The following is a 13524-nucleotide window of genomic DNA, read 5'->3' on the forward strand; positions in this document are numbered from 1 at the left end:
CACAGGCGATGACCTTCGGCAGAATCCGCCGGTCTAGCTCGCTGTCCTTTTCAACCAGTTGCGCTGTCATCGCCGACCGGCCTTTCGCACCTCAGTCTTGGCTGCCTTGAGGACATCACTTACCCGCAAGACCGTCAGATTGGGTAGCAGTTCAGCCAGTTCATCCCGCTGCGCCTCGCCCCGGTAGTCGGGAATTACGATGATGCGTGCCGCTGGCGGCTTCCTGCGTAACTGGTCAGCCAGTGACACCGCGCACCCATAGTCCTTCACGTCGATCCGCAGCTCCCAGCCTGTCGCGGGGACCCGGACCAGCAGGTCGTAGCGGTCCTTGCCCGGCCAGAGTTGGACCTCTACGCCCCGCTCCTTGAACGCCTCCAGCCTCTCGAAGAGGTAGATCTCGGACACCCCGGAGATGACGATGTGGCGCCACACCGCGGTCTCCACGCACATGCTTCGCTTCGGGCCCTCGCGGTGAAAGGGCCGGGCCGCCGGTTGCCGGTGCACGCCGCCGTCGCGTCGCTGCAACATCGGGCGCCCTTTGGCGGAGTCGGCGCGCACGAAGTACGCCGCATTGTGCAGGGGGAAACGGCAGCGCACCTGCTCACCGTCGACGTGCATTGGCCACTGGCACACCGGACATGGCCACCAGCACCTTCCCCGGAACACCTGGTCGGCCGGGATCGGCACATAGCGCACGGACTTACGCATGCCGACCGCCTGGCTGAAAACCTCGCGCTCCACCAACTCGCCATGCATCCACGCCCACGTGGGCAGCCAGCGGCGCGCCGGATCCACACCCCCGCTCAACAACTCGACGATGTCCTCGCAGCCCTCGGCGTACACGTCGTCGCTGAGCTCGCCGCCGTCGAGAACCTTCAACGAACCCATCGCGCTGTCGGCGAACAGCTCGGGAGCGATCTGCGCGAGGGGATAGTGCAACGCCTCGATGAGCATCGTGGGTGTGTTCGGACCCCGGCCCGGGCCGCACACGGACATGACGACTCCGGTCATGCGGGCGATCTCCCGGCGGGCGGCCGGCTCCTCGTAGCGGCAGGTGTGCGCGTACCCGGCACGGACGGCCGCACTGGTGAGCGCCCGGCGGTGATACTGCAAAACGTCAGACGACAGCGTCATCCGGCTCTCCATCTCACATCATTAAGTGACCACGACAGAGCTCTCTGTGATGACGGAATGATGCCAGCAGACCGACGCCGCCCCAACGGAGTCACGACACGTCGCATCGGGCGCTGACCTGCAACAACTGCGGCGTGACGGCGCATCCGGCACAACTGGAATTCATCAGGTCAGTGAACCGACGCTACGTCGAGTTGACGGTCTGCATGGCGGAGCAAACACGCGAGAAGCAGTGGCGCACGGGTGCGCAGCGCTGTTCGTCTGCCACTTCCCCGGGCTATGCGCCGCCTGACCGAACCTCTGGCTGCGTCACCATGCCCCAGTCAATGTCGCTGCTTGCCTCAGCCAGAGGGCGTAACACCGCCGACGCGGGTGCCTACTCGGGCCTCGGCTCCGACAGATAGGTGCCGGCGAGCGTGCCGTCGTACCCCACGGCCTGGGCGGCGGCCTCCAAGCTCGGGTAGTCCTGGCCGCCGACGTCGATCATCGCCTCGTAGTCCGCACGCGTCAGCTCGGGTTCGACCCACTGACGGGCGCACCGGCAGCGAATGCTGATCTCGCTGCGGTCGCAGATGACCATCCAGTCGCGCCTGGCTCCGCACGCCGGGCACATCACCAGGATGCCGCCGATGCGGATCTCCTCGGGGTGGGTGGTGGCGCGGACACGGATGATGACGTCGCCGAGCCGCGTTTCCTTCTGGAGCCTCAGCAAGGGGTCGTTGGCTGCCGTCTCCGGCAGCACGGCTCTCCGGGTCCGGTGGTCTTCGCTGAGCATCGGCATCGTCTCCTCGTCCTGTTGTTGACCAGCCGTAACCGCGCCGGCCGTCAGTGTCCAGCCCTTTAAGGTGCTGGTCAGCGCCGTGGTCCCGGCCTGCGGGAGCCATTCGTGTCATTACGAACCGTAGGCTCTGTTACCTGCGGTTCCGAGGCTCGGGGCTGCGGCGGGGGTGTCCGCGGGCGCACTCGTGTGCGGGGCAGGTCCGCAGTGGCGGGCAGTTTCCCGATGCGCCGCAGGCGCCAGACGAGTACGTCCGTGACGTTGTCGGCGGTCCCCAACTCGCGCCATTCGACCGCTTGCTGGAGCAGCGCGTGGGGGTCGTGTCCCGCTCGTTCGGCTTGGGCGAGGGTGGCGGCGAGCGCGTCCCAGCCGGGTTCGCGCAGGATGTGGTCGGCCTGCCCAGGCAGTGCGGCTTCCACGGTGTGGGCGTGGCGGTCGCGTACGGGGGCGGGCAGTCGGCGTCCTTGCTCGCGCATCGCCTTCATAGGTGTGGCGGCTGCGGACCGGTAGGCGGCACGCAGGTGCTGTGTGGCTTGTCGGGCGGCGGCGGCTTGCTGGGCGTGGCCGCGGGCGGAGTGCCAGTGGATGGTGGCGATCGTGGCGAGGACCATGGTGGACAGGAGCATCGCGGTGGTGCCGCCGTCCTCGCCTTTGCCGAGGGCGTTGCCGGCCTGGGCGATGCCGCGCGCGGCGGCGCGGAGGGCGCGGTGGTCGGTGTGCTCGGCGCGGGTGTGGGAGCGGGTGGCGCGTTCGAAGGCGCGGGCGGCCTCGGCGAGTTCTTTGCGGGTGGAGGCTGGGGCGGTCTGGGCGACGGCGTCGAGGAGTTCGCCGACGCCGACAAGCTGGGCGGCGCCGGCCGCGTCGTCGTCCCCGGCAAGTACGGTGACGGCTTCCTCGGCGACGCGGGTGGCGTCACGACGAGCGCTGGCCGGTCGAGCTGCCCGTAGGGCGGGGCCCGCAGCGGACGTCGGCTCGTTCTCGGGCGGTCCGGCCGCGAGGCGTTGGCGGATCCTGGGGAGGGAGAGGTCGGGGGCGAGTTTGGAGCCGGGGAACCAGATGGGCTCGCCGTCACGGTTGCGGTCGCCCGGCAGGGCGACCTTGTAACCGAGGATGTCGCCGGAGGGGGCGAGGCGCTTTTCGAGGCGGAGGCCGGCTTCGATGAGGCGGCGGAAGAACTCGTCCTCGTCGGCGGCGCCGGCCAGCGCCTGGCGGACGTGTTCACGCAGCGTTTCACGGGGCGGTTCGGCGCGGCCGGTGCGCTCCGCCTTGGCGCGTTCGGCGCTGGTGGGGCGTTGGGCGGCGGTGCGGTCGCCTTCGTTGAGGATCTGCAGGCCCCACTCCTTTTCTATCTTGCGGCATTCGGCCTGGGCGCGGATGCCGTCCTGGTGGCGGCGGGGGCTTCGTCCGTCTTCGCGTTTGAGTGTGGCGACGATGTGGATGTGGTCGTCGGCGTGGCGTACGGCGATCCAGCGGCACGCCTTGTCGTCGCCTTCCTCGGCGATGCCGGTGGCGTGGACGATGCGGCGGGCGACCTCGGCCCATTCGGCGTCGGTGAGGTGCCGGTCGCCAGGGGCGGTGCGGACGGGGCAGTGCCAGACGTGTTGGGGCGGGCGGCGGTTCTTCGGGAGGGCGAGGATGGGGAGGTCGAGCCGGTCGGTGAGTTGCTTGAGGGTGGCGGTCGGGTCGCGGCCTGGGTCGGGTGCGAGTTCCGGCATCCAGGCGGCGACGAGGTGAGGGTCGGTGTGTTCGTCCCGGCGGCCGGGTCCGTAGAGATAGGCGAGGAGTCCGTACGTGCGGCTGCCGGTGGAGATGTCCGGGACCATGGTGTCAGCGCCTCGCCATCTCGATGGCGGCGGCCTCGACCCTGGCGGCGGCGCGCAGGACGCGGGCGACGGCGTCGTCGGCGTATTCGGGCCGGCCGCCGGAGTTGAGGATGCGGGCCACTTGGTTGAGGTTGTTGCCGGCGCGGGCGAGCTGGGCGCTGGCGGACATCAGCTCCTCGACGCGTCCGCGCTGGTCCATCAGCCATGCCTTGGGGCCGCCTTGGGTCTGGGCGACCGTGACCGCGGCGTCGGCGAGGAAGCCTGCGGTTTTCAGGCCGACGGCTTCGGCGGCCCGCTTGACGATGGCGAGTTCGTCGCGGGTCAGGCGGACGCTGCGGACTTGGTCGCGGTGCACGTTCTGGCGCAGGCGAGGGCGCGTACGCGGTGCGGAACGCTCGGCGTCTTCTCCCCCTGGCTGCGGTCCGCCCTCGGTCGCGGCCTCAGAGTCCGGCACCCCTTGGTGCCGGGCCTCCCCCGGCCCCTCAGGGGTGGGGGCATGCGCTTCCGAAACTCCTCCGCGGCCCTTGGCTGCGGAGGAGTTTCGGAAGCTACAGCTTGCTCGGCCTCGTGCCGGGCAGTGTCCTTCGCCCAGGTCAGGGGGTGTGCCGAGCGGATCGGGGAGCGTCATCGGGGCACTCCGGGGATGTCGCGGCGTACGTCGTGCAGGATTTCGGCGACGAAGTCGAGGGCGAGGACGGGGTGGTGGAGGGTGCGGGGGGTGCTCGTGGGTGTGCGCTGGACGGTCCAGACTCCGTCGGGGCCTGGTTCGGCGCGGTGGAGGTGTGCGTAGCGGCTGAGGACAGTGATCCAGGCGTCGGCTTCGGCTCGGGTGGCCGAGGTGGTGCGCATGGTGGCGGCTCCGGTGCGTCTGCGGGGTGGGAGGGAGTCGTGTGCTCGGCGGGTGCGCCGGTCCGGATGTCCGGGCCGGGGCACCCGCCGAGCGGGCTGTCCGGTCAGCCGGTCCGGGTGACCGGAGCCTTGTCCGCTTCCTTGCGGAGGTGCTGCATCAGGACGGTCAGCCGGTCGTTGCCGAGGCCGTGTCCGTGACCGCGGATGGCGTCCGCGACGACCTTCCGGGTCAGGTCGTCGGCCTCGGTGACCGCCTGGCGGGCGATCACGAGAAGCTGCTCGTCGGTCATGGGGGCCGACTTGCGGGCGGCGGCATTCGGACGGGCGGTGGGGCCGGTCTCCCCGGTCGCGCCCGAAGTGGTGTCCGAATGCTTGGCCAGGTCGGGGCGGGTGACCGGGCGCGGTCTGGGGGCGGGGTGTCCGCCCTGGTCAGCGTCGCGACCACCGTGCTCGGGCTCCGGCTCGACCAGCTTCTCCTGCTCTCCGGACAGGGTGTCCGCGGCGTGGGTCTCCGAGGTGTCCGGCCCCGTGGTGACCGCGGGGCGGCCGGTGTCCGGACCGGGAAACTCAGCGGGGTGTCCGGAGGTGACCGGGAATGAGCCTCGGCCACCCCGGGCCGGGTAGGTGTCCGGACGGTCGTCGGTGACCCGGTCCGTCCGGACACCATGCGTCTCCGGGTGTCCGGACATCCCGGCCTCGGTGGCCCGGCGGGCGATGAGGATGTACAGGTGAACGGCTCCGGCCAGGGCGAGCGGGGCCAGGGTGGACAGGACACCGACGGTGAGGTCGCCGAGCTGGAGGCCGACACCGTCGTGCTGCTGCTGGTTGAGGCGTACGGCGTGCAGGGCGTTGGCCCAGATGCTGGCGGCGGTCGCGGTGCCGAACAGCGTCCACACGTAGCAGCGGGCGGCGAGTGGGGCCGTGCGCAGGACCAGGAGGGCTCGGACTCCGTAGGCGATGAATCCGTCGATGACCAGGGGGAAGACGAAGGTCAGGAGCCCTCGGACGTGGATCGCGGCGGCCATCTGCTGCAGGGCGTCGTACGAGAGGGCGCATCCAGCGCCGCCGAGGGCGACGACTGCGGCCCGGTCCCAGCCGTTGATCCGCGGCGGTGCCGGCGCGATGTGGCTCACGCTGCCGTCCAGAGGTCGTCGCGGGCGGGGGGCTTCGCCGTGGGTTCCTTGAGCGCCTTGGGCTGGCTCTCCGGCTTGCTCTTGTTCACCTTCTTCTCATGGTCGACCATCCGGTTGCGGATCTCCCGGCGGGTTCGGCGGTAGAGCTTCTCGGCATGCTCTTCAGTGACCTTGAGCAACCAGGCGAGCCGTTCTGACGGGATGCCAACCTGATAGGCGGCACGGACGACGGCCTGGCGCTCGGCGTCGGTGAGGTGGATGTCGCGACCGGCCAGGACGGCGTTGACGCGGGCGTAGTTGAGGCGGTGCTGGAACTTGCGGTGCAGAGGGTCGCGTTCCTCTTCGGTCATGCCGCCCCTGATGCCGTCGCGGTCGCCGCTTTCGAGGGCGGCGTCGAGGCAGGTGCTGCGGACGGGGCACTGTGCGCACAGGGCCTTGGCGATGCGGATGCGGTCCACCTCATCGGGCTCGGGGAAGAAGAGTTCCGGATCGACCTGGTGGTGTGTGGTCGATCGGCAGGCGGCGCGGTCGTGCCAGGTGTGATCGCCGAGGGTGCGCGGCGTCTGGGACTCGGTGATGTGCATGGGGGTCTCCGTTCGACCCGGGCGCGTTTGGGCAGGCGCAGCCCGGGGGTTGGTGCGTGAACGAGGCGGACCGGGACGACGGTCGCCGGAGAGATCAGGCAGCGGGAGCGATGCGGCGGCGCTCGGCTGCGATAGCTCGTCTGCGGTCGGGGCCGTCGAGGATGACCTTGTCGGTCATCTCGGTCAGGCGTGAGGCGACGCGGTCGCCGATGTGCTGGCGAAGGTCGGCCATGCCGAGGTTGGTGGTGACGAGGGTCGGAAGCATCTCGTTGTATCGGCGGTTGATCAGCCGCATCGTGATCTCCTCGGTCCATTCGCTGCTCTTGGCCGCGCCGAGGTCATCGATGATCAACAGGGGGCAGCGGGCCATGTCCACAAGCTCTCGCTCGCCGTCGTGGCCGGGGCGGGGCCGCAGATCGGCATACAGGTCGGCTGCGGTGGTCGCCTTCCAACGCAGCCGGACCCCGATAGTGATCAGCGAGCGGACCGCTCCGTACGCCTGGTGCGTCTTACCGGTGCCGGTGGTGCCGACGATCAGCAGCGAGCGGCCCTGGGCGAGGCCGGGGGCTCCGCCGGGGCCGGGGCGACCGGCCTGGGCAATCTCGTGCACCCAGTCCGTGATCGCCGGATGGTCGGCGAGAGCCGCCTGGTAGCGGGCCGGGATGCGGGCCTGCGCCGCCTGGAGAGCAGGGATGGGCTCGGCCGCGTCGGCGGGCGTGGCGGCCGGGTCAATGCCCCGGGAGGTGAGGATGTTGGCCAGGCGGCTGGCGATGCCGCCGATGGGCTGGGCGTCGTGGTCGCGCATCACAGCTCCTCGGCGTAGGCAGCAGCAGGGTCGGCAGGGTTGGCCCAGGCCCTGTGACCGGGCACGTTAGGCCGCGATCCCGGCCGCACCAAACCTGCGTGCCCGGCGTTCATGGCTTCGTTGACCATGCTGGTCAGCACGCTGGGGTGCTTGGGGTTGGCGGCGAAGCGCTGCAGCCCGCCCCTGATGTGCTCCGGTGCGATGCCCTCGTCCAGGAGCTTTTTGGTGATGCGCCCGAGGTGGCCGATCACGTCGCCCGGCGGACGTTGGGGGCAGGCAGCGACGTACTCGCCGACGAGGTCCTGCGCCGAAGGGCTGGGGACGGGCGCTGTGCGCCCCGAAGGATTAGAAGATCCAGGATCCAAGATCCTAGATCCAGGCGTCGAGCCCTCGGGGCGATTTCGGGGAGCCTTCGGGGAGTCCTCTACGAGGCTCTTCTGGCCTGCGGCTTTCTTCGTCGCTCGCTCAGGAACGTCGCGGGTGCCATCGAGCGCGATCTGTTGGTCGCTGGTGCTCACGGATCGGGCGGCGGGAGTCGTCGCGGGTGTCTTGGAGGGCCGATCGAAGGTCCGGGGAGCCTTCCCCGAATCCTCGGCGAGCCCTCGGGGAGTGTTCGGCGAGTCCTCGTCGAACGCGGTGCAGGTGCCCTTGCATCCTCCGCAGCGCTGCTTGGCGTGGTGGTCCGGGCATGCCGGAATCCGGGACTGCGAGGGCTTGTCGATCTTCTGGTGCTGGAACCAAGTGACGATGTGCAGGTACCGGCGGCCATCGCAGCCGGTGTACCGGCAGATGAGCGCGGCGGTGGCCAGCTGGTGGAGGTCGTCCTCGACGTGCACCGGGGTGTGCTCGGCCCGCAGTGGCCAGAGCAGCCCGGCGATGATGGCCGGGTTGTCGCGGAAGCGGCCGTGGTCGTCGGCCTGGGTGAGGAGGCCGAAGAAGGTCCGCTCGGCGTAGACGCTCACCTCGGCGAACGACTCACTGGTGAAGGCTTCGGGCTTGATGGTGCGGATCCTCGCCACGGTCAGCGCACCCCGCCCGCAGCGGCGTATGCCTGGGCGGCGGGCTTCAGGACACCCGTTGTCAGGTCGAGGTCGTGGACTTCGCCCCAGCTCCCCCCGGGACAGGGGCGGGTGATCCTGCGCGCGGCGATCAGGCCCTGCGTGCTATTGATCTCCATCAGGTTCCCGTGCTTGTGGTAGGCGCGGGAATACGGACTTGACCAGGTCTGGATGTGTTCCCATCGTGAGACGCGTATGACGGTGGTGGCTCCCGTCACCATGTCCGCGAGGAGACGGGCCATACGCTGCCGATGGATGGCTACAGACTCGTCATCGTGGGCGCTGACCGCCCTTTCGCTCTGGGGCATAGGCATGCGAAAATTCCTCACTCGTAGGTGGGGCGGGGCGGCCGTTCTCGTCGAAAAGGCCAGCCGTCCCACTCCAGTTATGGATCCGCGCCCCACAGAGGGCCGCGGCCCGGTGTCTGGGGTTCCAGCCCCAGACACCGGCGCATTCCTCCGCGGTTGGTTCTGCGGATCAGGTGTCGCCCTTCGCGGCGAACCCCCTCCCCTCGGTCACTCCTGGCGAGCCCCTCCGGGCGGGTGGCGTTTTTATCAGTTGACGGCGACGGGACGACCATAGGCTGATGAGGATGCATCGTGTCAACTGGTGAAGATGGAGCGAGCAGAATGAGGCATGTATCGTCTACACCAGCTGATAAGAATCGCGTGATGCACCGGCGTCACCCGCAACGGACGGAAGGGCGACCCCCATGGGCGACAGGGCACATGAGGTGAAGCGCTCACTCGCGGAGAAGGTCGACCACCTCTTCATCACGCTTCACCCGAGAGGCCGGGGCCCGTACTCCTACAAGGAGGTGGAGGCCGGCATCCGTGAGCAAGGCGGCCCACCCATGTCGTCCAGCTACATCTGGCAGCTGCGGACCGGCAAGCGAGACAACCCGACCATGAAGCACCTCGAAGCCCTGGCCGGCTTCTTCGGCGTCTCTCCGTCGTACTTCTTCGACGAGGAGTCGTCCAAGCGGATCGACGCCGAGCTGTCGATGCTCTCCTCGATGCGCGACAACCAGGTGCGATCGGTTGCCATGCGCGCAAGCGGCCTGTCACCCGAGACGCTGCAGACCATCCAGAGTTTCATCGAGCGCGCCCGCGACCTCGAGGGCCTCAACTCGCGCAACCAAAGCGGGGAAGAGTAATCGCCGGCTCAGCGCCAAGCGGTTAAGGATCGATAAAGATCCCTTGATCACCTCTAGGTCGATTCACGCCCTGTGCCCTTGATGTCCGATTAGCGATGCACGCTACGTAGTCGCCCCCCGGCCACCCGTGAAAGCCCACCCTCGATAGGGCCACCCCGCAGCAGAACTGCGTACGCAACCCACTTATTGTGCTGAGAACTGCACGACAGCCGAAGGTGGTGACTCCATGATCGGCGCTTAGTACCGCCCAGGAGTTGCGTTGCGCCATTGCCGACGACTCCGGTCACGCCTGCCGCACCGCAAGCGCCGAGATCTCCAAGATCTTTTGGCCGAGATCGAGATTCCCTCCCCGTTCAACATTCAATCTTTTTGCGATAACCTCGCCGCCCATCGGGGGCGACCGCTACATCTCGAAGCGGTCGAGGGCATTTCGGGAAGTAGCGACGAGCTGTGCGGCCTGTGGATCGAGCTGGAGAACAGCGACTGCATCTTCTACGAGGCATCGACGTCACCGCTTCACCGGGACCACATCGTGTTGCACGAGATCAGCCACATGCTGCTCGGACATTCGTCGATCAACGATGTGACGCCTCCGGTGCATTCTGCGCTGTTCACTGGAATCGCCCCCCACACGGTCCGCAGCGTACTGGCGAGGGCCAACTTCGACACCCCGCAGGAGCGCGAGGCGGAACAGCTCGCCACCCGCATCGCCAAGCTGGCTGAGCTCCCGGCCGTCACTGCCCGCCCCGCCGAGCTACATCGCATCGACGTGGCACTCCGCTCCGAATGAGTCCTCATGACCACACTCGAAATTGCCGTCTCCGTATTGCTCTGGGGGATAACAGCCTGGCGCGCCCCGAGAGTCTGGCGTAAGGGCAAAGACCGCACCCTGTGGTGGGCCTTCTTCGGGGTCAGCATCACCATGACTCTCCGCCTGCCCCTCGGACAGGACCTGGACCGCAGTATTGGGATCGTAGATCTGTCGTTTCTGCTCAAGCACATCAGCGGTGGTGTGCTCGGCGCCGCCGCCCTGTTGGCATTCCTGCGGAACGTCTCGGGCAACGACGACTCAGGCTCTTGGCAAGCTCGAATTCGCGTGGTCCTGCCGATCACGGCTGCAACCGCCATGACGGCTCTATTCGTCGCGACTCCGCAGCCGCACGAAGCCGAAGACCTTCTGACCGACTACGCCCAACACGGCACCATCCTCGCGTACGGCATCATCTTCCTCGCGTACCTCAGCACCGCCCTGTTCGGCGCCTTGCGCGTGTGCTGGCGCTGGGGGCGCGACTCCGGTAACGGCTCACTCGCTTGGGGCCTGAGACTCATCGGCCTTGGCATGGCCAGTGGCGTCGTATACGCCCTGCACCGCATCACGAACCTCGTTACGCGCTACTTCGGCCACACAGTCCTCGACCACACCACAAGCACGTTCTTCCTCGTCGTCGCTGTACTACTCATCCTGGCCGGCAGCACGCTGCCGGCGCTGACCAAGATCCGCAGCTGGTCCACGGACCGCCGAAGCCTGCTGCGGCTCTATCCGCTGTGGCGCCGGCTCACCGACGCGGCCCCCTCCGTACGACTCGATCCGCCCCGCAGCCGAGTTGCAGAACGGCTCGACCCCCGCAATCCCCACGGGCGCCTCTATCGCCGCACCATCGAGATCCGCGATGCCGCCCTGGCCCTCAGTGATCACGCCCCCGCCGAGATCCGGGCAAAGGCCCAGGCGCACGTGGCCGCGAGCGGGCTCATCGGCACCCAGGCCGACACCGCCGTCGAAGCCTGCTGGCTGGAGGTTGCCCGCCGTTCCCGCCTGCGTGGCGAGGCCCCCGCCAACAAACACCACCGGCCCTCAGGCGGCGGGCGCGATCTCGCCAGCGAGATCAGTGCCCTCAGCCAACTGTCCGATGCCTACCACTCCGCCCTCACCGGCTCCTTCGCCGAAGCGATGGATCGCACCCGTACGCTGGAGATGCAGCCATGAGCACGTTTACTCCCCCCGCCCCGCCCAAGTACTCCGAAGCCTCCACGAAAGTAAAGGCCGCGAAGCTGATAACGGACGTGCTCGCGCCCGCCAACCTCGTCATCGCGCTCCTGCTCCTCGTCGGGTGGCATAGCACCAACGACTTCGCCGGGGTCGCCTGGGGCCTCCTCGGCGCGCTGTTCTGCGGCATCATCCCCATCACCATCGTGCAGCTCGGTGTACGGCGTGGCCGTCTGACCGACAAACACGTCCGCGTGCGCAAGCAGCGCATTCTGCCGCTCGCTGCCAGCCTGGTGTCCGTCGTCATCGGCATCGTGCTGCTCTACGTCCTCGGAGCACCGAGCGAAGTCTCAGCGCTCGTCGTCGCCATGCTCGTAGGTCTCGCTTCCACCCTCGCGGTGACCGTCTGGTGGCAGATCTCCGCGCACAACGCCGTCGCTGGCGGCACCGTCATGATCCTGCTTCTGGTCTTCGGCCCGGCAATGCTGCCCGCGATCCTGATCGTGCTGGCCGTCGGCTGGTCCCGCCGGGTCCTCAAGGCCCACACCCTGGCCCAGCTCTGCTGCGGCACAGCATTGGGCGCCGTCGCCGCCATCGTCTTCACTCTGCTCCGCTGATGGTGCCCCCTGGCTCCAGCAAGTCGATGAGCCACGCTTCCTGATAAACGTCAGAATCAGCCCTCGAAGCGCGCTCGCCGCCCGACTCAGGACGAGCAGCCGCGAGGCTCGAGGTCTCCATTCGAGCCGGTGCGGTTCAGGGGATTGTTGAACGGCTGGTGCCGGACAAGTTGTGGGAGTTGTTCCAACAGGTGGTGCCGGAGGTGCCGTCGCGGCCTCAGGGCGGCGGTCGGCGTCGTCATGGTGACCGAGAGGTCTTGGCGGCGATCGTGTTCGTGGCGACGTCGGGCTGCACGTGGCAGCAGTGGCCCGCGGCGCCGTTCGGGCCGTCCGGTGCGACGACCCACCGCAGGTTCGCCGAGTGGACGAAGGCCATGGCGTGGGCCAAGCTCCACCGCCTGATCCTTGATGAGCTCGGAGCCCGCGGCGACCTGGACTGGTCGCGGTGCGCAATCGACTCGGTGAACATGCGGGCTCTGAAAAGGGGGACCTGACGGGTCCGAATCCTGTGGACCGGGGCAAGTACGGGTCGAAGATCCATCTGATCACCGAGCGGACCGGTCTGCCCCTGTCCGTCGGTATCTCCGGCGCCAACGTCCACGACAGCCAGGCCCTGATCCCGCTCGTGAAAGGTATACCGCCCATCCGGTCCCGCCGGGGCCCTCGCCGGCGCAGGCCGGGCAAGCTTCACGCCGACAAGGGCTACGACTACCGCAACATGCGGCAATGGCTCTCGCGACGCGGCATCCGGCACCGCATCGCCCGCAAGGGCGTCGAGAGCTCACAGCGACTCGGACGCCACCGCTGGACCATCGAACGGACGATGGCCTGGCTCTCCGGCTGCCGTCGACTCCACCGACGCTACGAACGCAAGGCTGAGCACTTCCTGGCCTTCACCAGCATCGCCTGCACCCTCATCTGCTACCGCAGAATTGCCGATTGAGATGACTTCCAAAGAGCAAGATCAGCCGCCGATGGCGCTATTCGCCGGCGTCAACCCCGCGTCAATGAATGCCTCGTGTGCCTGTCGCATCTGGTTCAGTGCACCGTAGTAGTTCGGATGGACGAGCGTGCAGGCTTCACCGGCAATGAACGGCACCCCGGCTGGGAGCGAATTTTCGACATCGTCGCGCAGTCCGCAGTGGTACTCGCTCTGCGCGGGCTTGTCGACGCCGGGAGGGAGCACCAGCTTGTCGAAGACGCCGTACATCCACTTGTCCGGGTTGGGCGGCTGGTTGGCCCCGCCCGAGGGAAGACAGGCTCCGTGGTAGATGCTGCTGGTGTAGGTGTCCACGTAGGTTGCGCCGGACGTCTGCGCAGCGTTCTCGACCTCGTAGTTGAGGCCCTGCTCGATCTCGTCGAACCAACTCACGTGCTCGCCGCGGTGAGGGATCTCAACCGTTTGGAGTTCGTCGGCGAGACGCTACGGGCCGCCTTGGAAGCGGTTGCCGTCGCGGCGCCCGAGTGGCTCACCTCCTGGATGCCCCGGGCCTGGCAGGAACAGTACAGGAGCCGGATGGACTCCTACCGACTGCCGAGTGATGAAAGCGAGCGGACGCAGCTCACCTGGCGCATCGCGGCCGACGGCTACCAGTTCCTCGAA

Annotated in this window: 16 protein-coding genes and 1 pseudogene; 6 read left to right on the forward strand and 11 right to left on the reverse strand. The window is 68.2% G+C overall.

Features of this window, described 5'->3' with window-relative positions; genetic code table 11:
* Positions 1-66: 66 nt before the first annotated feature.
* From ACWCQ6_RS21100 to ACWCQ6_RS21145, 10 genes are all read right to left on the reverse strand, one after another.
* The gene (locus ACWCQ6_RS21100) at positions 67-1134 is read right to left on the reverse strand and encodes a restriction endonuclease-related protein (protein ID WP_451091326.1); all 1068 of its coding nucleotides are present in this window, start codon (positions 1132-1134) and stop codon (positions 67-69) included.
* A 376-nt stretch (positions 1135-1510) separates the two neighbouring features.
* Positions 1511-1909, reverse strand: a complete 399-nt coding sequence (locus tag ACWCQ6_RS21105; protein WP_451091328.1) for a hypothetical protein — start codon at positions 1907-1909, stop codon at positions 1511-1513.
* A gap of 77 nt (positions 1910-1986) precedes the next feature.
* A complete protein-coding gene (locus tag ACWCQ6_RS21110; protein WP_451091330.1) occupies positions 1987-3735 on the reverse strand; it encodes a relaxase/mobilization nuclease domain-containing protein in 1749 nt (582 codons plus the stop codon).
* 4 nt (positions 3736-3739) lie between these two features.
* A complete protein-coding gene (locus tag ACWCQ6_RS21115) occupies positions 3740-4090 on the reverse strand; it encodes a plasmid mobilization protein (protein ID WP_451091332.1) in 351 nt (116 codons plus the stop codon).
* 269 nt (positions 4091-4359) lie between these two features.
* Positions 4360-4584, reverse strand: coding sequence for a hypothetical protein (locus ACWCQ6_RS21120; protein ID WP_451091334.1), 225 nt, complete (start codon positions 4582-4584; stop codon positions 4360-4362).
* A gap of 104 nt (positions 4585-4688) precedes the next feature.
* The gene (locus tag ACWCQ6_RS21125) at positions 4689-5717 is read right to left on the reverse strand and encodes a DUF2637 domain-containing protein (protein ID WP_451091336.1); all 1029 of its coding nucleotides are present in this window, start codon (positions 5715-5717) and stop codon (positions 4689-4691) included.
* A complete protein-coding gene (locus ACWCQ6_RS21130) occupies positions 5714-6301 on the reverse strand; it encodes a WhiB family transcriptional regulator (RefSeq protein ID WP_451091338.1) in 588 nt (195 codons plus the stop codon). The genes ACWCQ6_RS21125 and ACWCQ6_RS21130 overlap by 4 nt, the downstream gene beginning before the upstream one ends.
* A gap of 94 nt (positions 6302-6395) precedes the next feature.
* Entirely contained in the window at positions 6396-7106 is a 711-nt protein-coding gene (locus ACWCQ6_RS21135) for an ATP-binding protein (RefSeq protein WP_451091340.1), read from the reverse strand.
* Positions 7106-8125, reverse strand: a complete 1020-nt coding sequence (locus ACWCQ6_RS21140) for a hypothetical protein (protein ID WP_451091342.1) — start codon at positions 8123-8125, stop codon at positions 7106-7108. Before ACWCQ6_RS21140 ends, ACWCQ6_RS21135 begins: the two co-directional genes overlap by 1 nt.
* A 2-nt stretch (positions 8126-8127) precedes the next feature.
* Positions 8128-8478: a hypothetical protein gene (locus ACWCQ6_RS21145; RefSeq protein WP_451091344.1), complete on the reverse strand. Its 351-nt coding sequence runs from the start codon at positions 8476-8478 to the stop codon at positions 8128-8130.
* 398 nt (positions 8479-8876) lie between these two features.
* Between ACWCQ6_RS21145 and ACWCQ6_RS21150 the strand changes: the two genes are divergently transcribed.
* The 5 genes from ACWCQ6_RS21150 to ACWCQ6_RS21170 all read left to right on the forward strand — a co-directional run bounded on the left by ACWCQ6_RS21150 (position 8877) and on the right by ACWCQ6_RS21170 (position 12864).
* The gene (locus ACWCQ6_RS21150) at positions 8877-9320 is read left to right on the forward strand and encodes a helix-turn-helix domain-containing protein (protein WP_451091346.1); all 444 of its coding nucleotides are present in this window, start codon (positions 8877-8879) and stop codon (positions 9318-9320) included.
* 325 nt (positions 9321-9645) lie between these two features.
* Positions 9646-10110 carry a hypothetical protein gene (locus ACWCQ6_RS21155; protein WP_451091348.1) on the forward strand — a complete coding sequence of 155 codons (465 nt, stop codon included), beginning with the start codon at positions 9646-9648 and terminating at the stop codon, positions 10108-10110.
* A 6-nt stretch (positions 10111-10116) separates the two neighbouring features.
* Positions 10117-11304 (forward strand): MAB_1171c family putative transporter, encoded by a 1188-nt coding sequence (locus ACWCQ6_RS21160; RefSeq protein ID WP_451091350.1) that lies wholly within the window; start codon positions 10117-10119, stop codon positions 11302-11304.
* Positions 11301-11921 carry a hypothetical protein gene (locus ACWCQ6_RS21165; RefSeq protein WP_451091352.1) on the forward strand — a complete coding sequence of 207 codons (621 nt, stop codon included), beginning with the start codon at positions 11301-11303 and terminating at the stop codon, positions 11919-11921. Before ACWCQ6_RS21160 ends, ACWCQ6_RS21165 begins: the two co-directional genes overlap by 4 nt.
* 143 nt (positions 11922-12064) lie before the next feature.
* Positions 12065-12864 (forward strand): IS5 family transposase gene (locus ACWCQ6_RS21170; protein WP_451091358.1). Its coding sequence is split into 2 segments (ribosomal slippage): positions 12065-12400 and positions 12403-12864, totalling 798 coding nucleotides; the frame shifts between segments, so codons are not numbered across the junction.
* A 21-nt stretch (positions 12865-12885) separates the two neighbouring features.
* Here the strand turns inward: ACWCQ6_RS21170 and ACWCQ6_RS21175 are convergent.
* On the reverse strand, positions 12886-13293 hold the full coding sequence (locus ACWCQ6_RS21175) for a hypothetical protein (protein ID WP_451091354.1): 408 nt from the start codon (positions 13291-13293) through the stop codon (positions 12886-12888).
* On the opposite strand from ACWCQ6_RS21175, the pseudogene ACWCQ6_RS21180 reads away from it, so the two are divergent.
* A pseudogene (locus tag ACWCQ6_RS21180) lies at positions 13294-13524 on the forward strand (IS1182 family transposase); the annotation flags it as partial. It abuts the gene before it with no gap.

The sequence above is a fragment of the Streptomyces sp. NPDC001880 genome, from assembly GCF_053594575.1.